Origin of the sequence: Streptomyces sp. NBC_00057, from assembly GCF_045041165.1 — a bacterium.
Lineage (GTDB): Bacteria > Actinomycetota > Actinomycetes > Streptomycetales > Streptomycetaceae > Streptomyces.
Genome location: NZ_CP108256.1, coordinates 4,508,262 through 4,529,267, shown reverse-complemented (window position 1 = coordinate 4,529,267; position 21,006 = coordinate 4,508,262). Strand labels below are relative to the sequence as shown.

The window sequence follows — 21,006 nt, the reverse complement described above, 5'->3', positions numbered from 1 at the left end:
CCCGTGATGGCCCCCTACGGGTACGTACGTCTGGGGTCTGATGCGGATCCAGCCGCCAGGGCTGACGACCGGTGTGGTCCACGCCACTATCTTCGAAGGCGTGACTGTGATCGCGACCGAAAGCCTGAGCAAGCGGTTCCCCCGGGTGACCGCGCTTGACCGGCTCTCCTTGGACATCGGACCCGGTGTGACCGGCCTGGTGGGTTCCAACGGAGCCGGCAAGTCCACATTGATCAAGATCCTGCTGGGTCTGTCCCCTGCCACCGAAGGCCGGGCCGCGGTGCTCGGACTCGACGTCTCCACCAATGGCGCCGCCATCCGGGAACGGGTCGGCTACATGCCCGAACACGACTGTCTGCCGCCGGACGTCTCGGCCACCGAGTTCGTCGTCCACATGGCGCGGATGTCCGGACTGCCGCCGACGGCAGCGCGCGAGCGCACCGCCGACACACTGCGCCACGTCGGTCTGTACGAGGAGCGCTACCGCCCCATCGGCGGCTACTCGACCGGCATGAAGCAGCGCGTGAAACTGGCCCAGGCACTGGTCCACGACCCGCAGCTGGTCCTGCTCGACGAGCCGACGAACGGCCTCGACCCGGTCGGCCGCGACGAGATGCTCGGGCTGATCCGCCGCGTACACACGGACTTCGGTATCTCGGTCCTGGTCACCTCGCACCTCCTGGGCGAGCTGGAACGCACCTGCGACCATGTCGTCGTCATCGACGGCGGCACACTTCTGCGCTCCAGTTCCACCAGCGACTTCACGCAGACCACCACGACCCTCGCGGTCGAGGTCACCGACAGCGACACCCACCCGGACGGCACCGAAGCGCTGCGTCAGGTCCTCACCCGGGCCGGCGTCAAGCTCGTGGGCCACGACGGTCTCGACGGGCAGGGGCTGCCCGGTGCGGGCCACATCCTGCTGGTCGAGGCGACCGGCGAGGAGACGTACGACGTCGTGCGCGACAGCGTCGCCGGGCTCGGGCTCGGTCTCGTACGGATGGAGCAGCGGCGCCACCACATCGCCGAGGTCTTCCGTACCGAAGAGGCACCGCACGCCGCAGCCGTCACGCAGACCGTGTCCGCGGTTGTCGGGGCCGTACAGCAGAAGGGGAGCGGTCGTGATGAGCACTGAGACCGGAGCCGTGAGCGGGAGCGAGACCTCCCGGATCCACAACATCGGGTACCGCTCCTACGACGGCACGCGGCTGGGCCGCAGTTATGCGCGGCGCTCGCTCTACTCGCAGTCCCTGCGGGGTTCCTTCGGACTGGGGCGTTCCGCGAAGTCCAAGGTGCTGCCGATGCTGCTGTTCGGTGTGATGTGCATGGTCGCGGCGATCATCGTCGCGGTCGCCATCGCCGCCCCGGGGGCCACGGCTCTGCCGATCAAGTACACGGCGTTCGCGATCTATCTGCAGGCCGTCATCGGACTCTTCCTCGCCTCGCAGGCACCGCAGTCGGTCTCCCGTGACCTGCGCTTCAAGAGCGTGCCGCTGTACTTCTCGCGGCCGATCGAGCGGGTCGACTATGTCGTCGCGAAGCTGGCGGCCATGGCGTCCGCGCTCTTCATCCTCACCGGGGCGCCGCTCGTCATCCTCTATGCGGGCGCACTGCTGGGGAAGTTCGACTTCGCCGAGCAGACCAAGGGGTTCGGACAGGGGCTGGTTTCGGTCGGGCTGTTGTCCGTGCTCTTCGCCGGACTGGGCCTGGTGATGGCCGCGCTGACACCGCGCCGCGGTTTCGGTGTCGCCGCGGTGATCGCCGTACTGACCATCTCCTACGGCGCGGTCTCCACGGTCCAGGCCATTGCCTGGCAGACGGGTTCGACGGGGGCCATCGAGTGGCTGGGGCTCTTCTCCCCCATCACGCTGATCGGTGGTGTACAGACCGCGTTCCTCGGGGCCAATTCAGCCTTCCCCGGAGGGGAAGGTCCGGGGGCTGGGGCCGGCGTCGTCTATCTGATCGTTGTTCTCGCGCTCGTCGCCGGCTCGTACGCCGTACTGATGCGCCGCTACCGGAGGGTCGGGCTGTGACCACCATCGAGATCGACCACACCTCGCGCTGGTTCGGCAATGTGGTCGCCGTCAACGACGTGAGCATGACGGTGGGCCCGGGTGTCACCGGGCTGCTCGGCCCCAACGGCGCGGGAAAGTCCACGCTGATCAACATGATGGCCGGTTTCCTCGCCCCGTCGACCGGCACTGTCACGCTCGACGGCCGGCCGATCTGGCGCAATGAAGTGGTGTACAAGGAGATCGGGATCGTGCCGGAACGGGAAGGGATGTACGACTTCCTGACCGGCCGCGAATTCGTCGTCGCCAATGCGGAACTGCAGGGACTCGGCGATGCGGCGGCGCAGAAGGCGCTGGCCACGGTCGAGATGGAGTACGCGCAGGACCGCAAGATCTCGACGTACAGCAAGGGCATGCGCCAGCGCGTGAAGATGGCGTCCGCCCTGGTCCACGAGCCGTCGGTGCTGCTGCTCGACGAGCCGTTCAACGGGATGGACCCGCGCCAGCGGATGCAGTTGATGGCGCTGCTGCGGCGGATGGGGGCGGAGGGCCGTACCGTGCTCTTCTCCTCCCACATCCTCGAAGAGGTCGAACAACTCGCCTCGCACATCGAGGTGATCGTGGCGGGACGGCACGCGGCATCCGGTGACTTCCGGAAGATCCGTCGGCTGATGACGGACCGCCCGCACCGCTATCTCGTACGTTCCAGCGACGACCGCGCCCTCGCTGCCGCGCTCATCGCCGACCCGTCGACGGCCGGTATCGAGGTGGACCTGGGCGAACAGGCCCTGCGTATCCAGGCGGTCGACTTCGGACGCTTCACCGAGTTGCTGCCGAAGGTCGCACGTGACCACGGAATTCGCCTTCTGACCGTTTCGCCGTCCGATGAGTCCCTCGAATCGGTCTTTTCCTATCTCGTAGCGGCCTGAGTAGTGGCCTGAAAGGAGCTGTGAAGCGTCATGTACGACCCCACAGTCGCCCGGCTCACCTACCGGGCCCTGCTCGGCCGGCGCCGGGCCGCCATCCTCTTCGTCCTGCCGGCGCTGCTGGTGATCATCGCCGTGGCGGTACGGGCGTTCGCCGGAGCCGATGACCAGGTCGCCTCGGATGTGCTGGGCGGCTTCGCCATCGCCACGATGGTGCCGCTGATCGGCGTGATCGCCGGAACCGGAGCCATCGGTCCCGAGATCGACGACGGATCGATCGTCTATCTGTTGGCCAAGCCGGTGAAGCGGCCGACGATCATCTTCACCAAGCTGATCGTGGCCATCGCCGTCACGATGGTCTTCTCCGCACTGCCCACGCTGATCGCCGGGCTGATCCTCAACGGAAACGGCCAGCAGATCGCGGTGGCTTACACCATCGCGGCGCTGGTCGCCTCGATCGCGTACAGCTCGCTGTTCCTGCTGCTGGGCACCGTCAGCCGGCACGCGGTCGTCTTCGGCCTCGTCTACGCGCTGGTGTGGGAGGCCCTGTTCGGCACCCTGGTGCCAGGGGCACGCACGCTCAGCGTTCAGCAGTGGTCCCTCGCGGTTGCCGAGAAGGTCGGCGGGGCCGGCACGATCACCTCCGATGTCGGGCTGCCGGTCGCGACGGTCCTGCTGGTGGCGGTCACGGTGGTGGCGACCTGGTACGCGGGTCAGAAGCTGCGCACACTGAAACTGGCCGGCGAGGAGTGATCGGGGGGTTCCCGGATACCTCTGCCGTGCTCCGTTTCTGATCACTTCGATCCTCGTCAACCCTCGTCTCCTGGGCGGGGGTTGACGCATTTCGGACAGTAGTACGCGTAACTGTACGGTTATCGGTTCGTTGTGCAGGGTGCGTGGAGGTAACTGGAATCTGTGGCGTCGTAGCTTTCGTGAATCAGGGATTGCCGATGCCGGTGAGGGAGTACCCGCCGGGTCGGTCATTGAGTGAGTGGCAACCGTGAGCGTCCTCCGCCCCTCAAGCCCGGGACAGGGCTGTCCATCGTCGGCTTCACGATTGGAAGGCATGTTCATGCCCACGGAGGTTGCCCTGCTCGAATCGCGTGCGCTGCGCGTCGAGCAGATGGGGCGCGTCGACGTCCTCGACAAGGTCAAGAGCCTTGTCATGCTCCCGGACGGAATTCACCTTCGCACAGAGGATGTGGCTCGTTACTTCGAAGTATCCACAGAGGTCATCAAGAAGGTCACCCAGCGGCATCGAGCCGAGGTCACAGAAAACGGACTCAGGCTGCTTCGTGGCTCTGATCTGCGGGAATTCCATAGGGACATGGTGTCCCTATGGGGCAGTGAAGAGGTCGAAAGTTATCCACAGGCCGTCACTCAGCTCACCCTCTACACCCGCAGGACCGTGCTCAATGTCGCGATGCTTCTTCGCGACAGCGACATCGCCCGATGCGTCCGTACGTATCTGCTCGACGCCGAGCACGATCTGCGTGCGGGCTGTGCCTCGCTCGAACACCGCGTCACCCGGGTCGAGAGCTGCCTCGCAGGAGTGGGCAGCGCGCTTCAGGAGCTCGGACCCGTCCTCAACCGGATGTCGCACCAGCTCGACAGCCTCGACCGGAGGATGGACATCACACATCAGGTCATCGGCGCCATGAGCGTGCGGCTGGGCCACCTGTCCGAGGACATCGTCCGCAACGACGGAAGGATGGACGATCTCGCCCGTCACCTGAAGGATCTGAGCCGCCGCAACAAGCAGCGCTGATCCGAAGGCCGTTCACGGCCTTTCGGTATTGCCCGGAAAATGTGTGGCACCGAAAGGCCGTGCCGGTCAGAGTAGTTGGTGCAGCACACGCCGGAACCGGTGCAGCACGCCCCCGACAACAACGGACGCACGCCGACATGCACGCCACGGGCCGGGAGAGGAGCGCGATGATGACCGAGAGTCCGAGTCCGTCGAGTTCCCAGCAGGGCGGGCCCGAGCCGGCATTGGAGTAGTCACCGACGACTCCGCCGTGCCGATCGGAGCAGGACGCCCAGGGCGGTTTCCGCGCATCGTGCGGCCGCCCTCCCGGAGGATTGGCCGAGTGGTAAGGCAGCGGCTTGCTAAGCCGTCGTCGGGGCCGTGAACCCCGCGCGCGTTCGATCCGCGCATCCTCCGCAGCAGCAGTGTCGGGTACCAGTACGAGTGGAACAGCCGATCCAGCCGCCCGCGCCCGTACCTCTGCCTTTACCCGTACGACTGGAGCAGTCGCTCCAGCACCACTGCGATGCCGTCATCCTCGTTGGACACGGTGATCTCCTGGGCCATGGCCTTCAGATCCTCATGCGCATTGGCCATTGCCACACCCCGCTGTGCCCAGGTGAACATCGGGATGTCGTTCGGCATGTCACCGAAGGCCAGAGTGTCAGCGGCCTTCAGCCCCAGCCGGCGCGCGGCCAGCGAGAGTCCGGTCGCCTTGCTCAGTCCCAGCGGCAGGATCTCCACCACACCAGGACCGGCCATGACCACGTCGACCAGGTTGCCGACGGCCGATCGCGCGGCCTTCGCCAGTGCGTCGTCGTCGAGATCGGGATGCTGGATGTAGACCTTGTTCAGGGGGGCGGACCACAACTCGGCCGGGTCCTCCGCCAAGACAGCCGGAAGCGGCCCTTCCTGTACGCGGTAGCCGGGGCCGACCAGCACTTCGCCGTCGAGCCCGTCGCGGCTCGCCGCCAGCGCCAGCGGGCCGACCTCGGCCTCGACCTTGGACAGCGCGAGACCGGCGAGCTGCCGGTCCAGCGTCAGAGAGGTCAGCAGCTTGCGCTCACCCGCGTGGTAGACCTGCGCGCCCTGGCCGCAGACCGCGAGCCCCTCGTAACCCAGGTCATCCAGGATGTGCCGGGTCCACGGGACAGCGCGACCGGTGACGATGATGTGCGCGGCACCGGCCGCGGTGACCGCGGCCAGTGCCTCACGGGTGCGCTCGGAGACCGTGTCGTCGTTACGCAGCAGAGTGCCGTCGAGATCGGTCGCGACGAGCTTGTACGGAAAGGTCACTTGGCGACCGGCTCCAGAACCTCGCGCCTGCCCAGGAACGGCCGGAGCACCTCGGGCACTCGTACGGAGCCGTCGGCCAGCTGGTGGTTCTCCAGGATCGCCACGATTGTGCGCGGTACGGCGCACAGCGTGCCGTTCAGCGTCGCCAGCGGCTGGACCTTCTTACCGTCACGCATCCGGACGGAGAGACGGCGCGCCTGGAAACCGTCGCAGTTCGAAGCGGACGTCAGCTCGCGGTACTTGCCCTGCGTCGGGATCCACGCCTCGCAGTCGAACTTGCGGGAGGCCGAGGCCCCCAGATCGCCGGTGGCGACATCGATCACCTGGAAGGGCAGCTCAAGAGCGGTGAGCCACTGCTTCTCCCAGTCCAGGAGCCTGCGGTGCTCGGCCTCCGCGTCCGCCGGGTCGACGTACGAGAACATCTCGACCTTGTCGAACTGGTGGACACGGAAGATGCCCCGGGTGTCCTTGCCGTACGTACCGGCCTCGCGGCGGAAGCACGGTGAGAAGCCCGCGTACCGCAGCGGCAGCTTGTCGGCCTCGATGATCTCGTCCATGTGGTACGCGGCGAGCGGGACCTCGGAGGTGCCGACCAGGTAGAAGTCGTCCTTCTCCAGGTGGTACACGTTCTCCGCGGCCTGGCCGAGGAAGCCGGTGCCCTCCATGGCGCGCGGGCGGACCAGCGCAGGCGTCAGCATCGGGACGAAGCCGGCCTCGGTGGCCTGCGCGATCGCTGCGTTGACGAGGGCGAGCTCCAGCAGCGCGCCGACACCCGTCAGGTAGTAGAAGCGCGAACCGGAGACCTTGGCGCCACGCTCCATGTCGATGGCGCCGAGCTTCTCGCCGAGCTCCAGGTGGTCCTTGGGCTCGAAGCCCTCGGCCCCGAAGTCACGGATCGTGCCGTGTGTCTCCAGGACGACGAAGTCCTCCTCGCCACCGACCGGCACGTCCTCGTGGACGATGTTGCCGAGCTGGAGCATCAGGCTCTTGGCCTCGGCGTCGGCCTCGTCCTGTGCCGCGTCGGCCGCCTTGACTTCGGCCTTCAGCTGCTCGGCCTTCTTGAGGAGCTCGGCACGCTCCTCGGGCGAAGCCTTGGGGATGAGTTTGCCGAGCGATTTCTGCTCGGAGCGGAGTTCGTCGAAGCGGACGCCGGACGACCTGCGCCGCTCGTCGGCGGAGAGAAGGGCGTCGACGAGCGCGACGTCCTCCCCACGGGCGCGCTGGGAGGCGCGAACACGGTCGGGGTCCTCACGGAGCAGGCGAAGGTCAATCACCCCTCCAGGCTACCGGTGTGCGCTTCTCCAGCTCGAACCGATATTGCCAAGCGTGTCACTTTGCCCGAATTGCCTGAATTGGTAATGCTGGAGCGTATTACGTGGCTGGAGTTGATCTCGATCGTCAATGAAAAGAGTTTACTCCCCTGAATGGGGCAGAAGGTGTCGACCGTCTTGACGTATCTGCCTTGTCCGGCAGGGGAGTTGGGCGTCACTTGTCCACAGGCGTTGACGTCTCTCAAAGTTATCCACAGGCTGTGAGGAAGATCTGTGGACGCCGGAAGAGGCCATTCCGAAAGCCGCGCGAGGGCTCATGGATTGCCCGTTCAAACCCACTTCAGACGCTCGTTCGGGTGGGAATTCGCCGTCCAAAGGAGTTGATCAATGGAATTCAGGTGACACGGGGCAATCCGGGCGACCTGCCGGCCTGTGGATGCATCTGAGTCGACTGGAGTGATATGTCGACCATGTCGCAGCGGAGTGTCGACTTGTCCCCAGGTCGAGAACCACCCCTGTGGATAACTCTGTGGATGATGAAAAGCGGGAGATAGCACGGGCGGTTCGGGCGCACCGACACCCGGGCGCACCGACACCCGGGCGCACCGACACCCGGGCGCACCGACACCCGGGACCGTCGGCCCCGTGACCGACAGTCCCGGACCGCCGTCAGCCCCGGCCGTCCAGATTGCGGGCCAGCCAGTCGGAGGCCTCCGTGAACTCCGCGTCCGACGTCCCCGCCCGCAGCGGCCGTACATCCTGCATCGCCACCCCGGCCCGCGGGTACGAGCCGAGGAACCGTACCTTCGGGCAGATCCGCTTCAGCCCCATCAACGCCTCGCCGACCCGGCGGTCCGCGATGTGCCCCTCGGCGTCCACCGCGAAGCAGTAGTTCCCGATGCCGGCCCCGGTCGGCCGCGACTGGATCAGCATCAGGTTCACCCCGCGCACCGCGAACTCCTGAAGCAGTTCGAGCAGCGCACCGGGGTGGTCCTCGCCCAGCCAGATGACCACCGACGTCTTGTCCGCACCCGTCGGCGCCGCCGGCCGGGCGGGGCGGCCCACCAGGACGAAGCGGGTCTGCGCGTTCACCGCGTCATGGATATCGGTCACCAGCGGTTCGAGACCGTAGGTCGCCGCCGCGAACTCACCGGCGAAGGCGGCGTCGTACCGTCCCTCCTGCACCAGCCGGGCACCGTCGGCGTTGGAGGCCGCCGACTCCCATACGGCGTCCGGGAGATGGGCGGCCATCCAGTTGCGCACCTGCGGCTGTGCGGCCGGGTGCGCGGTGACCGATTTGATGTCGGACAGCTTGGTGCCCGGCCGCACCAGCAGCGCGAAGGTGATGGAGAGCAGCACCTCGCGGTAGATCATCAGCGGTTCGCCGGTGGTCAGCTCGTCGAGCGTCGCGTTGATGCCGCCCTCGACGGAGTTCTCGATCGGTACGAGCGCTGCCGCGGCGGCCCCGCTGCGTACCGCGTCCAGAGCCACCGGTACGGAGACCATCGGGACGAGTTCGCGGGTGGCGGCTTCCGGGAGCGTACGGAGGGCGACCTCGGTGAAAGTGCCTTCAGGGCCGAGATATGCGTAGCGCGTGGCGGACATACCGTCACCCTAATGCGCCCCGGTCTCTCAGGACTCCAGTAGCCGCTGACCCACGTATTCGCCGTCCGCCGCACCGCCCGGCACCGCGAACAGGCCGCTGGCCTCGTGCCGGATGAACGGCGACAGGGCATCGCCGCGGTCCAGTTTGCGCTGTACCGGAACGAACCCCCGCAGCGGATCCGCCTGCCAGCAGATGAACAGCAGTCCGGCGTCCGGAGTGCCGTCCGCCGAGATGCCGTCGTGGTACGAGAAGGGGCGCCGCAGCATGGCCGCGCCGCTGTTCTTTTCGGGGGAGGAAATCCGGGCGTGGGCGTTGTCCGGGATCAGGAGCTTGCCGTCGGGGCCCGCCTTGTCGAGGTCCATCGCGGTGGTCTCGGTGCCACCGCTCAGCGGAGCGCCGTCCTCCTTGCCGCGCCCTATGACCTGCTCCTGTCGCTCCACCGGGAGCTTCTCCCAGTCGTCGAGCAGCATCCTGATCCGCCGGACGACCGCATATGAGCCGCCTGCCAGCCAGTCGTACTTCGTATCGTTCCCGGCCGGTACGAAGATGCGCCGGTCGAAGTTGCTCTCGGCGGGCTTCGGGTTACCGGTGCCGTCTATCTGGCCCATCAGATTGCGGGCGGTCATCGGCTGTGCGGTGGCGCCGGGGGATCGGTTGAAGCCGTTCATCTGCCAGCGGGCCCTGGCGGCCGGGGCGGCCTCCTTCTGCACGGCACGCAGCGCGTGGAAGGCGACGAGTGCGTCGTCGGCGCCGATCTGTACCCAGAGGTCACCGTTGGAGCGCTTGGCGTCGATGTGGTCGGAGGAGAACGGCGGCAGGGGGTCGAGTCCCGGTGGCCGGTGGCCGACCAGACTGGTGCGCTCGAAGAAGGTGCGGCCGAAGCCGAAGGTGACGGTCAGCGAGGACGGTCCGGCATCCAGCGCGATCCCGGTGTCATGGGCGCCGCCGTCCGCCGTGCCGCTGTCGGCGGTTTCGCCGGCCATCAGGCGCCGGGCCACGGCCGACCATCGGCGCATCAGGGCAGCTGCTTCCTTCCGTCCCGCACCGGGCGCCAGATCGAAGGCGACGAGATGGCCGCAGGCCTGAAGCGGAGTGGTGATCCCCGATTGATGTTTCCCGTGAAACATCACCTGGGTGGAGCCGACCGCGGTCAGAGCGGTCGGCTCGTCGGTCCGGGTCGCTGCATAGCCGGTCGCGCCGCCCGCCGCACCCAGTACCAGCCCGGTCGCACCGGCCGCGCCCGCGCTGCCGAGCAGCCGCCTCCGGGAGATGGCGCCGCTGCCACGGGCTTTGTCGTCCCCGCTGCCTGCGGAGGTCTTCCTGTTGCTGTTTCCGCTCACGATCCTGCTCAGCCGATCTTCACGTTCTTGTCGATGGTCGTCTGATCGATGTCCGACGTACGCACGGTCACCGCGACCTTCCAGTTGCCCGCCATCGGGATCTGGACGTTGCTCGCGGTCCAGTGGCCCTCGGTGAGCCGGACAGGGACGACGGGGAGCGGGCCGATGTCCTTGGACCCCAGAGTGAAGGCGAGCTTCAGCTCGGGAACGTCCATGGCCTTGCCGTCGACGCTGTCGATCCAGATGTGGAGTTCATTGGTGCCGGTACGGGCGGGGTCGATGTCCATCCGCACCGTTCCCTTGCCGTTCTTGCCGCCTGTGTCGAAGGGCAGCGTCAGATTGACCGGGCCTTCGGCCGCGGGGGCGGCTGCCGCCGTCGAGGTGCGGGCCGCCTCTTCTTCGGTACGTCCAGGCTCGGTCGAGGTCAGTACGGTCGTCACGGCCAACAGGGCCACGGCGACCCCTGCTTCCGCCAGCACCGAACGGCGGAGCCCGGACCGGTCGGGGTCGGCATCGCGGAGCCGCTTCTTCTCGGCGGTGGCCACGGCGGCCCTCTGCCGGGCGAGCTGGGCCGCCCGCGCGGGGTCCTCGGCCACGGCGTCCGATGTGCCCGGGGCCCGGGACTCCTCGACTTCGACTTCGTCCCTGGCGTCGGCCCGGGGCTCCGCTCCTTCGCCGCCGGCTCCGCTCGTGACCAGCCGTGCGGTCCAGCGACGCGAGATCCAGGCGATCCCGACCAGGAGGGCAACGAGCCCCACCTTCACGAGCAGCAGTTGCCCGTACCTGGTGCCGGTGAGTGCGGACCAGGTGCCGACCTGGCGCCAGGACTGGTAGATCCCGGTTGCGCTGAGCACGAGCACGCTGCCGAACGCGATGCGGGAGAAGCGCCGTACGGCTGCGGCTTCGATGTCCGGTGTCCGGTACAGCGCGACCAGCAGGGCCGCCAGCCCGCCCAGCCAGGCCGCGGCGGCCAGCAAGTGCAGCACGTCGACCGGCATGGCGATGCCCGGCTGGATCCCGGTCGAGGCGTGTTCGGCGAGTGCCCAGGTCCCGGCGATCCCGGCGGCGATCACCGTGCCGCCGATGGCCAGCCCGAAGGTGAGGTCCTTCTTCTCGCGCTCGTCCTCGCGCTTCGCGTATGCCCCGAACAGCACGGCGACGAAGAGTGCGGAGGCGCCGAGAAGCAGCAGCCGGGATACGAGTGCTGCCCCGGGCTTGGTGTCGAGCACGGCCTTCAGACCGTCGAGGTCGAAGGCGTCCGCGAGCTTCCCGGAGCCGGTGTACGGATTGCGCAGGAGCAGCATGGCCAGGGTGGCCGCGGTGAGGGTCATCCAGCCGCGTACGACCAGGCGTTGCAGGGGGCGTGCACCCGCCCCGCGCTGCCAGCAGGCCAGTACGAAGGCGGCGCCGCCGGCCAGCAGGATGAAACCGGCGTACGCGGCGTAGCGCGCGATGCCGTAGAGGGTGCCGACGAGGCCGCCCCCGGACTCGTCCGTCGGGAGGGCGACGGTGGTCTTGGAAGGGGCTCCGACGGAGAAGGTGAAGGCGCCCGAGACGGGGTGGCTGTCCGCGGAGACTGCTTGCCAGGCGACGGTGTACGTACCGTCGGGCAGCCCGGTGTGCAGTGAGACGCCGTACTTCACGGTGGAGCCGCTCTGCAGATCACGTGGTGCGGCGCCGGTGTCGGCGCGCTTGCCGCCCGGGTCCAGGACTCTGATGGAGTCGTCGCCCATGGCGACCTGCTCGGAGAAGGTGAGGGTGACTTCCTTGGGAGCGGTGTCGACCACCGCCCCATCCTGCGGATCGCTCCCGGTGAGCGCGGCATGCGCGGACGCGGGGCCCGCGCCGCCCAGCAGCAGGCCGAACACCATGCCGACAAGGGCGGCGAGGAGTGCGGCCGCGGCGAGTGGCCGGCGTGGCGCGTGAGTGGACGGGGACGGTCCGAAGTACGGGGCGGTGGCTGTCATGGCGAGTCGGTCCCTTACTGCTTTTTCGGGTTGTGGGTGGTCTCCTTCACGGGAAGGTCGACCTTTATCGGGTCGGCCTTCTCGAAATGCAGTTCCACGGGCACCTTCTCGCCCTGCTTGGGCTGCTGCTTGAGCTTCATGAACATGATGTGGTTCCCGCCGCGTTCCAGATCCAGCTCGCCGCCCGCAGGCACCTCGAAGGACGTCACCATGCGCATCGTCTGGTTCTTCGTCTCGTGGATCGTGACATCGTCCGAGATCGGGCTGGTGACCGAGGTGAGCCGGTCGGACGTGCCGCCGCTGTTCTTGACGACGAGGAAACCGGCCGCCATGTCGCTGACGGGCTGCGGCATGAACGCGCCGGTCACCTTCAGCTCGGGCTTGCTGTCCGAGGACGAGCACCCCGTCAGCGTCAGTCCGGTGGTGAGGGCGATGACGCCGGCGAGGGTGGTGCGGCGGTTCACGGAGTCTCCCCCTTGATGATCTCGGGGAGGTCCTTGGCGTAGTCGTCGGGCGAGGTGTCCTCGCCGTACACGAGGTACCCCTGGTCGGTCTTCGGGGAGAACGCGATGACCTGGGAGCCGTGCATCGAGACGACCGTGCCGTCCTTCTCCTTCTTCGGCGCGTCGACGCCGATGCCGATCTGGCGCGCGCCCGCCTGGATGGTCGGGAAGTCGCCGGTGAGGCCGATGAAGGACGGGTCCTGGGCCTTGAGCCAGCTGTCGAGCGAGGACGGGGTGTCCCGCTCGGGGTCGGTGGTCACGAAGACGACCTGGAGCTTGTCCTGGTCGGCCTTGGGGAGGGACTTCTTGGCGATGGCGATGTTGCTCATGACGAGCGGGCAGATGTCTGGGCAGTGGGTGTAGCCGAAGTAGATCAGCGTCGGCTTGCCCTTGGTCTGCTCACGGAGGTCGTACTTCTTGCCGTGGGTGTCGGTGAGGACGAGGTCGGGCTTGGTGAACGGCTGGTCGAGTACCGTCGCGGCCTTGGTCTTGGCCTGGACGGACACATCGGCGACGGGCTTCTTCGCGCCGTCGTCGCTGCTGCCGCAGGCGGACAGGGTGAGCGCGGCCGCGGCGACGAACGCCGCGGCCAGCACCGTTTTCTTACGCATGGAGCACTGATTCCTGGTGGGTCGGTGGGGCTGATGGGGCTGTGGGTCAGGCGGTGCGGCGGCGGCCGGCGAGGACGCCGAAGACCACCCCCGCGGCGCCGATGACGATGCCGACGATGCCGAGGACGCGGGCCGTGGTGTCACTGGAGGACTCGTCCGCCGCGGCCGTCGTCTGCTTGTCCGCTGCCTTCGCGGTGGCGCCGGCGGCTGCGCTGTGCTCGTCGGTGGTCGCCGCGGTCAGCTTGAGGACCGGTGCCGGGCTCTCGGGCTCGGCGGCACCGTCCTTCTGCTCCTCGATCCAGCGGACGACTTCCTTGTTGTCGTACGTCTGGATGGCCTTGAACACCAGCTGGTCGGCGTCCTCGGGAAGCTGGCCGATGGAGAGCGGGAACTGCTGGAAGCCGCCCGGGCGGATGCCGCGCTCGTCCTTGTCGCCCTTGGCCGTCCAGGTGACCTTGGAGACGGCCTCGTTGATCTTCTGGCCGTGCATCTCGAGCGGCTTGGCCAGCTTGCTCTTGGTGACCTCGATGTCCCAGCCGGGCACGGCCTGCGGCATGACGGAGGCCAGCGGATGGTCGGTCGGGAAGTTGACCTCGACCTTGGTCGTCGAGGCGTCGTCGCGCTCGTTGGGAACCTTGAAGTTGACGGTGGCGTAACCGCCCTTGGCGGCTTCGCCCTGGGGCTGCACGCTGACGTGCGCGGAGGCCGTACCGGCGAGGATCAGCACGGTGGACGCGGCGATGCCGCCGACGAAGGCGATGCGGGAAACGTTCATGACAGGAATCTCTCCACGGAAGCACGAAGGAAAGGTGGTCCGACGCGCGGGTGCGCGACGACATCGCGACACCTCTACCTCATGTGCGGCGTGCGTATGCCTACTCGCACGGCACCGGGTGGGTGCGTGAGCCGAGTCGTGCGTGCATCGAGTGGAGGGTGTCGCGTCAGGCTGCGAGTGCGTATACGGGTGGCGGCCCGCGCCTGATCACCATGTGCTGCAAGGGGTCCCCGGTGGCCGGGGCCGGGGCGTCGGCCGCGGTACGGGGGGTGCGCGGCCCGGTTGCCGCGCTCCCGGGAAGTCCGGCGCGCAGGGCGTTCACGAGCGCGAGCGCGGCGCGCAGCGCACGCAACCGGGCTCCGGCCGCGACCTGCTGGGCGCCGTGCGCGGAGAGCCGGGCCAGCCGGAACAGGGCGATCTCGCCGCGTCGCAGCAGCCAGCCGGTGGCAACGGCGGCCAGCAGGTGGCCGAGCAGCATGGGCAGGCTGGGCAGCAGACCGGCGAGGGCGGCCGGGTCCGAGCCGGTTGCGGAGGCCGTGTGCTGGTGTCCGCCGGCCGTCACCGACGCCGGGTCGATGCCCGCGGTGGTGACGATGCGGTGCGCTTCGGCGGCGTTCAACTGTGTGGGGCCCAGGCCGCACACGAGGCTTGCCGCGAACCGGATCAGTGAGTCGTCGCCCGCCGCGGTGTCCGTCGAGGTGGTGTGCGTACCCACGCCGAAGAGGATGTGCAGGGCGATCTGTCCGCCGGCCAGCACGGCGGCGATGGACGGCAGTGAGCGCTCGCGTCCGGCGAGCGGCGCCGTCACCGCGAAGATCCCCAGGAATCCGGCGAGCAGGGTCCACCAGGGGACAGCCGCGCAGGAAGCCAGGGAGTGACCTGCCGCGGACAGCGCGACACAGACCGCGGTGAACACCGCGGCCCTCAGGAGCCGCAGACCGGCTCCGGCGCGTGCGACAGGCATAGACATGGCGGGGTCATCATCGCACCGTGCCCCGGGACTCCGTACGGCAGGTCCGGAAGGTCACTTTCCGTCCGATTGGATGCGGGCCGGGGCCGCTGTGACCGGTTTGGACACCGGTCGGGGCCATCCGGCCGGGTCTGGCATACACGGGTGTATGGAGTGCTGGTATCCGCCGAATGAGCGGTCTCACATCCGGTCTGTGCTTACGAACGGTCCTGCGCGGCAATACGTATCGGTATGTCGAGCCGCAGCCAGGAGGCTGGAGCATGAGCATCTGGTGGTCCCTCCATTTGCGGCGCGAGGCTGCGAGTGTTCCGCTCGCCCGTCGTTTCCTGCTGGGCGCGATGGAGACCGCGGGCGTGGATCCGGAGATCTCCTTCGACCTTTCGGTCGCGCTCAGCGAGGCCTGTGCCAACGCTGTTGAGCACGGCGGTGATCACAGGGCCCAGGGTGAACAGAGCATCGGCCGGGATCCGTGGGACGTATGGGACGAGCCGACGGGGGCGGCCTGTGGGCAGTACCGGGTCACCGCTTATCTGGACAGCGAGAAGTGCCGTATCGAAGTTGTCGATTCGGGGCCCGGTTTCCCCGCCCGGTGCACGCTGCGTACTTCCGCGCAGCAGCACGATCCCCAGCTGTACCCGTCGCTCAGTGCGGAGGACGGCCGGGGTCTCTGTCTGATCGAGCAGCTTGCCGATCACGTCCACTTCGGCAACCGTCCCGGCCGTGGCGCCGTGGTGAGTTTCGACAAGGTCCTGAAATGGCGGAAGGGCGCCCTGCTCATGGTGTCCTGAGCGGGGCGCCCTTCGACGCCTGGAGGTCCGTTGCCGGACGTTCCGGATCAGCCCTTGAGCTGAGCCATCCACGCCTCGACCTCGTCGGCCCGGCGCGGCAGCTTGTCGGAGAGGTTCCGGTTGCCGTCCTCGGTGACGAGGATGTCGTCCTCGATCCGGACGCCGATGCCCCGGTACTCCTCGGGGACGGTCAGGTCGTCGGTCTGGAAGTAGAGACCGGGCTCGACCGTGAGGCATACGCCGGGCTCAAGCGTTCCGTTGACGTACGTCTCGGTCCGCGCGGCGGCGCAGTCGTGGACGTCCATGCCGAGCATGTGGCCGGTGCCGTGCAGCGTCCAGCGGCGCTGGAGGCCCAGCTCCAGGACCTTGTCCACGGACAGGTCGCCCAGCAGGCCCCACTCGACGAGCTTCTCGGCGAGCACGTGCTGCGCGGCGTCGTGGAAGTCGCGGTAGTCGGCACCGGGCTTGACGGCTGCGATGCCCGCTTCCTGGGCCTCGTACACGGCGTCATAGATCTTCCGCTGCAGCGGCGTGAACGTGCCGTTGATCGGAAGGGTGCGCGTCACGTCGGCGGTGTAGAGGTCATTGGTCTCCACACCGGCGTCGAGCAGCAGCAACTCGCCGGAGCGCACCGCGCCGTCGTTGCGCACCCAGTGCAGGGTGGTGGCGTGAGGGCCGGCCGCGCAGATCGAGCCGTAGCCGATGTCATTGCCCTCGATGCGGGCGCGCAGGAAGAAGGTGCCCTCGATGTAGCGCTCGCTCGTCGCCTCGGCCTTGTCGAGAACCTTGACGACATCCTCGAAGCCGCGTGCGGTGGCGTCGCAGGCCTTCTGCAGTTCCGCGATCTCGAAGGCGTCCTTGACCAGTCGGGCCTCGGAGAGGAAGACGCGCAGTTCCTCGTCGCGCTCCGCGGTGACCTTGTCGGTCAGCGCGGCCTCGATGCCGGCGTCGTGGCCGCGGACGTTACGGACCGGGCCGGTGGCCTCGACCAGCGCGGCCGGGAGCTCGCGCACGTCCTTCGCCGGAATGCCAAGCAGCTGCTCGGCCTCGGCGAGGGAGTGACGGCGGCCGACCCACAGTTCGCCCTGACCGTCGAGCCAGAACTCGCCGTTCTCGCGGTTGGAGCGCGGCAGCAGGTGGATGGTTGCCTCGTGCCCGTCCTGGGTCGGCTCCAGTACGAGGACGCCGTCCTGGGTCTGGTCGCCGGTGAGGTACGCGTACTCGGTGGAGGCGCGGAAGGCGTACTCGGTGTCATTGGAGCGGGTCTTCAGCTTGCCTGCGGGGATGACCAGACGCTCACCGGGGAAGCGCGCGGAGAGCGCGGCGCGGCGGGCGGCGGTGTGCTCGGCCTGGGCGATGGGTTCGAGGCCGTGCAGCTCGGTATCGGCCCAACCGGACTTCATGTTCGCGGCGAGTTCATCGGAGACGCCCGGGTACAGGCCGTTCTTCCGCTGCTTGACCGTCTCTTCTTCTTCGGTCTCCGGGTTCTCCGGGGTGAGCTCCTCAGCCACGATTTGTCTCTCCTTGATATGACACTGGACCCCGTCCATCGTACGGGCGTACGGAAGGGGGCACAGGGCCGGAAGACCTGTTACACGGCTTGGCCGGGGCGGGTTGCACAGCGCAGTCGGGGCGGGGTGGCCGGCTCAGTCGAAGCGCGCGGCCAGAATGACCACGTCCTCCGTGCTGTCGCCCTGGTCGAGCCCGTTCGGCAGCACGGTCCGCAGCACATGGTCGGCAACGGACCCGGCGTCGTCACGCAGCGCCTTCGGTACGCACGCAGCCGCCGTGTGGAGCCGTGCGAACGCCCGGTCCATCGAGTCGCCGGTGCGGCGCAGCAGCCCGTCGGTGTAGAGGAGTACGGTCTCGCCGGGCGCGGGAGTGATCTCCACACTGGGCGCTTCCCAGCAGGCGAGCATGCCCAGCGGCGCGGAGACCGAGGTCTCGATGAACTCGGTGCGCCGGTCGCCGATCACGAGTGGCGGGGTGTGGCCGGCGCCGGCCAGCAGGATCTTGCGGCGGGCGGGTTCGCAGTAGGCGAACAGGGCGGTTGCCGAACGGGCGGGTTCGGTCAGCCGCAGCAGCAGTTCCAGATCCGAGAGCACGGCTACCGGATCCTCGCCCTCCATCACCGCATACGCCCGCAGACCGGCACGCAGCCTGCCCATGGCGGCCAGGGCGCTCGGGCCGGAGCCGTTCACCGAGCCCACGGCGAGACCGAGCGCACCTTCCGGCAGCGCCAGCGCGTCGTACCAGTCGCCGCCGCCCTGCGGTGCCGTGCGATGGCGTGCGGCCAGCTGTACGCCGGTGACCCGGGGCAGTCGGCTGGGCAGCAGCTCCTCCGTGACGGTGGCGACATCTGCCCTGGCCCGCTCCAACTCCAGCAGCCTGGCCAGATGCTCGCCGGCGTATCCGGCGTAGAGGCTGATGAGATGGCACTGGCGTTCCAGTGGTTCGGCGGGTTCGTCGTACAGCCAGACGGCGGCACCCAGTCTGCCGGTCGCCTCGGCGGTGAGTGGCAGGGCGTGGCTGGCGGCGTATCCGAGCCGGGCGGCGACCTCGCGGCGGCGGGGATCCAGGCTGGTGTCGCCGAGTAGATCGGGGGTGGTCTGCGCGCCTTCGGCGTCCGGGAGCCCTTCCAGGATCCGGCCGTAGGAGGTGGCGCTGCGCGGCACCGTCTCGATGTGCCCGAGCTCGGCATGGGTGAATCCGAGGCCGATGGTGCTTACGGGGCCGCGGTGGTCGGACGGTTCGAAGACGACCAGACCGCGGCGGGCGCCGACCAGGGCGGCTCCGGCGTCCAGCAGTTCGTGCAGCGCATCGTCGAGCGTGCTGGTTCTGGCCAGTCGCTCGGTGAGTTCGTGCAGCGTGGTGAGGTCGGAGACCCAGCCGGCCAGCCGGTCCTGGATGAACGCTCCGGGGGCGGCCGGTACTTCGGACAGAGAACCGGCAGTGTGCGCTGAAACAGGAATCATGGGATCGATTCCAGCCACTTTCGGCAGGTGCGGGGCGCTCATGGCAGTCGGCTTTCCCGCCGGTGCGTTTCGTCGAATAGCATCGCAAACCCCCATGTCATTCTGCGCCGCTATCAGTGCATCCACGTGTACACGTAGCATCCACATGTACACGCACAAGTAAGGCCATGTCCAGCATTGTCCCTGCGGGATCTGTGGTGTCCAAGTGACTCATAAGTTGGCCAAAAAATGCACCCTATGGCGGCTATTTGCGGTCGACTGGGTGTGCTCGACAGGGGGTGTTCTCGGGGTGAAGTCCCAGAGGGAGCGTCATTTCGGGCATGCTGGGTACGTAATCGATGATGACCAGGGGTAGTTCTGATCGCCCCGGAACCTGGCAGCGGGCCCGGACGTCCTCATCTGTGACGGCCACGCCCCCACCCCCGAGTGGCGGGGTTTGCACCTTGGGACGGCAGGCGCGATACGTGCGCTGTTCCTCGCCATGCTTGTGTCCGGCCCGTCTCGCCCCTGCTCGACCCGGCTCAGCGCATGCTCGGTACCGACGACCCACCCGTACCGCAGATTTGAAGAGCGTGTACGCACAGTGAAGTGATGAACGCGCGTTGTGATGCGCGCGTGGTGTGATGTGGACCCTCGGCGTTCAACGGAAAGGAACGAGCGCTCATGCGCGAGATCCTCGGAAGGCGACGCAGGCTCCGGCTCCGGCGCAGGGTAAGGCCCGCCCAACTGGACGCGGTCCTGACCTGTGCCACCGCATGGCAGTGGCCCGTGCTCCCCGGAGTGGGACTCGAGGCGGCCGGTGGTCGCGGTGACCGTGACCGTGGCTGTGCCTGTCCCGATCCCGAGTGCGCCGTACCCGGTGCACACCCCTTCGATCCCGGTCTCCTGGCGGCGACCACCGACGAGCGCATGGTGCGCTGGTGGTGGGCCAACCGGCCCACCGCCCCGATCGTGCTGGCCACCGGCGGACGCGCCCCGTGCGCGTTGAGCCTGCCGGCCGTGGCGGCCGCCCGGGCGCTGGCCGAGCTGGACCGGATGGGCGTGCGGCTCGGCCCCGTGGTGGCGACGCCGACCCGGTGGTCGCTGCTGGTCGCTCCGTACACCCTCGAACGGCTCGGCGAGCTGCTGCACGCCAAGGACCGGGTGCCCAGCTCGCTGCGTTTCCACGGCGAGGGTGGCTATCTCGTCCTTCCGCCGTCCGAGGTGGGGGCAGGGCAGGTGCGCTGGGAACGGGCTCCTTCCCCAATCTCCCGGCCGCGCCCGGACAGGGGGGAGCCTGTCCCCACATCCGCCACGCCGTGGCTGCCGGATGTGGGGGCAGTACTCGACGCACTGGTGGAGGCGAGCAACAGTGCACCGGACGGCGGAAGTCGGCTCGCCTACTGACGAGTGGTCGGCGGGCGGTTGGCGGGTGCGCCGCGCCCCTGTGGGGGCGGAATCCGCGGTCGGCTCACTCGTTCGGAGGTGAGCCGACCTGAGTCCCAGGTGTAAAAAGGGCGTGCGGCACCGGGGTGTTCATATTCCACCGACATTTCTGATGGGCCGTCAGGAAGTCGGGCGAAGCCGACGGACATCGGCAGATGCCGACAGGTGAGGTCGCGTGATTCTCCGCGTGATCGGTATCACGGGCGTGGCAGCGTTCACAGCTTCGGCCCCGCGCCCGTCTTCCCCCGTCTTCTCCCGGCCACTCCATCAGCCCCGGTCTCATGCTGGTCAATGCAAAGTCTGCCGCTGCAAAGTGCGTCTGCGTAGGGATTTCTGCTGGATCTTCCGGAACTCTCTCGAAGCATTCTTCGAAGATTTATTCGAGTGACTCTGTGAAAGGGTATCCATAAGGGTGTTCCGGCTTCTGTCCGAGGCCGGTCACTCCGGCGGAACCGGCGGCGCGTCGGCGCAGGAGGCTCGGCTGCCGGTGGCGGCCCGTTGTCAATCCGGGCTCTGTCGCGCCGGGTTGACGCCGGTGCACAGGTGCTGGGCTGCCGGGGCCCGACGTGGGGGGGCGAGGGCCGGGTTGCGCCGGCGAGGGGATCGTACGCGGGCTCGTGCGCCGCGTCGCGCGCTGTGCGCCGTACCCGGAAATGAGGATGCCCGATCGCTGGCGACGGGGGATGCACCAGCGACCGGGCTTCTAGAACGGTAACAAGAGATCTGCCGTTCGCAAATTCGATCTCGCGTATTAGGACAGCGATTTACCTGTGGGTACGGCGAGTTGTGACATG

At 68.1% G+C, this 21,006-nt stretch carries 18 protein-coding genes and 1 tRNA gene; 8 read left to right on the top strand and 11 right to left on the bottom strand.

Translation table 11 applies throughout. The features are described 5' to 3' along the window. Window positions 1–145: 145 nt before the first annotated feature. The 6 genes from OG953_RS21275 to OG953_RS21250 all read left to right on the top strand — a co-directional run bounded on the left by OG953_RS21275 (window position 146) and on the right by OG953_RS21250 (window position 5,102). Window positions 146–1,135, top strand: coding sequence for an ABC transporter ATP-binding protein (locus tag OG953_RS21275; protein ID WP_405691963.1), 990 nt, complete (start codon window positions 146–148; stop codon window positions 1,133–1,135). Continuing rightward, window positions 1,125–2,033: an ABC transporter permease gene (locus OG953_RS21270; RefSeq protein WP_405686152.1), complete on the top strand. Its 909-nt coding sequence runs from the start codon at window positions 1,125–1,127 to the stop codon at window positions 2,031–2,033. The genes OG953_RS21275 and OG953_RS21270 overlap by 11 nt, the downstream gene beginning before the upstream one ends. After that, window positions 2,030–2,941: an ABC transporter ATP-binding protein gene (locus OG953_RS21265; protein WP_405686151.1), complete on the top strand. Its 912-nt coding sequence runs from the start codon at window positions 2,030–2,032 to the stop codon at window positions 2,939–2,941. Before OG953_RS21270 ends, OG953_RS21265 begins: the two co-directional genes overlap by 4 nt. A gap of 30 nt (window positions 2,942–2,971) precedes the next feature. After that, window positions 2,972–3,691, top strand: a complete 720-nt coding sequence (locus OG953_RS21260; RefSeq protein WP_405686150.1) for an ABC transporter permease — start codon at window positions 2,972–2,974, stop codon at window positions 3,689–3,691. A gap of 319 nt (window positions 3,692–4,010) precedes the next feature. Continuing rightward, window positions 4,011–4,706 (top strand): hypothetical protein, encoded by a 696-nt coding sequence (locus tag OG953_RS21255; RefSeq protein ID WP_405686149.1) that lies wholly within the window; start codon window positions 4,011–4,013, stop codon window positions 4,704–4,706. 308 nt (window positions 4,707–5,014) lie between these two features. Further along, a tRNA-Ser gene (locus tag OG953_RS21250) sits at window positions 5,015–5,102 on the top strand. 69 nt (window positions 5,103–5,171) lie between these two features. On the opposite strand, the gene OG953_RS21245 is transcribed toward OG953_RS21250, so the two are convergent. From OG953_RS21245 to OG953_RS21205, 9 genes are all read right to left on the bottom strand, one after another. Next, the gene (locus tag OG953_RS21245; RefSeq protein WP_405686148.1) at window positions 5,172–5,981 is read right to left on the bottom strand and encodes an HAD family hydrolase; all 810 of its coding nucleotides are present in this window, start codon (window positions 5,979–5,981) and stop codon (window positions 5,172–5,174) included. Next, on the bottom strand, window positions 5,978–7,255 hold the full coding sequence (gene serS, locus OG953_RS21240) for a serine--tRNA ligase (RefSeq protein WP_405686147.1): 1,278 nt from the start codon (window positions 7,253–7,255) through the stop codon (window positions 5,978–5,980). The genes OG953_RS21245 and serS overlap by 4 nt, the downstream gene beginning before the upstream one ends. 666 nt (window positions 7,256–7,921) lie before the next feature. Further along, a complete protein-coding gene (gene pheA / locus OG953_RS21235) occupies window positions 7,922–8,857 on the bottom strand; it encodes a prephenate dehydratase (protein WP_405686146.1) in 936 nt (311 codons plus the stop codon). 27 nt (window positions 8,858–8,884) lie between these two features. Continuing rightward, window positions 8,885–10,198, bottom strand: coding sequence for an iron uptake transporter deferrochelatase/peroxidase subunit (efeB, locus tag OG953_RS21230; RefSeq protein ID WP_405686144.1), 1,314 nt, complete (start codon window positions 10,196–10,198; stop codon window positions 8,885–8,887). A gap of 8 nt (window positions 10,199–10,206) precedes the next feature. Then, entirely contained in the window at window positions 10,207–12,165 is a 1,959-nt protein-coding gene (locus tag OG953_RS21225; RefSeq protein WP_405686142.1) for a copper resistance CopC/CopD family protein, read from the bottom strand. Between the two features lie 14 nt (window positions 12,166–12,179). Next, window positions 12,180–12,629, bottom strand: coding sequence for a copper chaperone PCu(A)C (locus tag OG953_RS21220; RefSeq protein WP_405686140.1), 450 nt, complete (start codon window positions 12,627–12,629; stop codon window positions 12,180–12,182). Beyond that, window positions 12,626–13,279, bottom strand: a complete 654-nt coding sequence (locus OG953_RS21215) for an SCO family protein (RefSeq protein ID WP_405686138.1) — start codon at window positions 13,277–13,279, stop codon at window positions 12,626–12,628. Before OG953_RS21215 ends, OG953_RS21220 begins: the two co-directional genes overlap by 4 nt. Before the next feature lie 46 nt (window positions 13,280–13,325). Then, window positions 13,326–14,054, bottom strand: coding sequence for a YcnI family protein (locus tag OG953_RS21210; RefSeq protein WP_405686136.1), 729 nt, complete (start codon window positions 14,052–14,054; stop codon window positions 13,326–13,328). A gap of 166 nt (window positions 14,055–14,220) precedes the next feature. Next, window positions 14,221–15,024 carry a hypothetical protein gene (locus OG953_RS21205; protein ID WP_405686134.1) on the bottom strand — a complete coding sequence of 268 codons (804 nt, stop codon included), beginning with the start codon at window positions 15,022–15,024 and terminating at the stop codon, window positions 14,221–14,223. A 260-nt stretch (window positions 15,025–15,284) separates the two neighbouring features. On the opposite strand from OG953_RS21205, the gene OG953_RS21200 reads away from it, so the two are divergent. Then, on the top strand, window positions 15,285–15,812 hold the full coding sequence (locus OG953_RS21200; RefSeq protein ID WP_405686132.1) for an ATP-binding protein: 528 nt from the start codon (window positions 15,285–15,287) through the stop codon (window positions 15,810–15,812). 47 nt (window positions 15,813–15,859) lie between these two features. Here OG953_RS21200 and OG953_RS21195 read toward each other — a convergent pair whose 3' ends face one another. Together OG953_RS21195 and OG953_RS21190 are read right to left on the bottom strand one after the other, a co-directional pair. Further along, entirely contained in the window at window positions 15,860–17,323 is a 1,464-nt protein-coding gene (locus OG953_RS21195) for an aminopeptidase P family protein (RefSeq protein WP_405686130.1), read from the bottom strand. A 135-nt stretch (window positions 17,324–17,458) separates the two neighbouring features. Further along, window positions 17,459–18,829, bottom strand: a complete 1,371-nt coding sequence (locus OG953_RS21190; protein WP_405686128.1) for a PP2C family protein-serine/threonine phosphatase — start codon at window positions 18,827–18,829, stop codon at window positions 17,459–17,461. Window positions 18,830–19,450: 621 nt separating this feature from the next. On the opposite strand from OG953_RS21190, the gene OG953_RS21185 reads away from it, so the two are divergent. After that, window positions 19,451–20,173, top strand: a complete 723-nt coding sequence (locus OG953_RS21185) for a bifunctional DNA primase/polymerase (RefSeq protein ID WP_405686126.1) — start codon at window positions 19,451–19,453, stop codon at window positions 20,171–20,173. Window positions 20,174–21,006: the final 833 nt, after the last annotated feature.

Excerpts from the sequence above, each read along its gene's own strand:
- OG953_RS21270 (WP_405686152.1), top strand. The coding sequence starts at position 1,125 with ATGAGCACTGAGACCGGAGCCGTGAGCGGGAGCGAGACCTCCCGGATC.
- OG953_RS21260 (WP_405686150.1), top strand. The coding sequence starts at position 2,972 with ATGTACGACCCCACAGTCGCCCGGCTCACCTACCGGGCCCTGCTCGGC.
- OG953_RS21255 (WP_405686149.1), top strand. The coding sequence starts at position 4,011 with ATGCCCACGGAGGTTGCCCTGCTCGAATCGCGTGCGCTGCGCGTCGAG.
- pheA (WP_405686146.1), bottom strand. The coding sequence starts at position 8,857 with ATGTCCGCCACGCGCTACGCATATCTCGGCCCTGAAGGCACTTTCACC.
- OG953_RS21225 (WP_405686142.1), bottom strand. The coding sequence starts at position 12,165 with ATGACAGCCACCGCCCCGTACTTCGGACCGTCCCCGTCCACTCACGCG.
- OG953_RS21215 (WP_405686138.1), bottom strand. The coding sequence starts at position 13,279 with ATGCGTAAGAAAACGGTGCTGGCCGCGGCGTTCGTCGCCGCGGCCGCG.
- OG953_RS21210 (WP_405686136.1), bottom strand. The coding sequence starts at position 14,054 with ATGAACGTTTCCCGCATCGCCTTCGTCGGCGGCATCGCCGCGTCCACC.
- OG953_RS21205 (WP_405686134.1), bottom strand. The coding sequence starts at position 15,024 with ATGTCTATGCCTGTCGCACGCGCCGGAGCCGGTCTGCGGCTCCTGAGG.
- OG953_RS21200 (WP_405686132.1), top strand. The coding sequence starts at position 15,285 with ATGAGCATCTGGTGGTCCCTCCATTTGCGGCGCGAGGCTGCGAGTGTT.
- OG953_RS21190 (WP_405686128.1), bottom strand. The coding sequence starts at position 18,829 with ATGAGCGCCCCGCACCTGCCGAAAGTGGCTGGAATCGATCCCATGATT.
- OG953_RS21185 (WP_405686126.1), top strand. The coding sequence starts at position 19,451 with ATGCGCGAGATCCTCGGAAGGCGACGCAGGCTCCGGCTCCGGCGCAGG.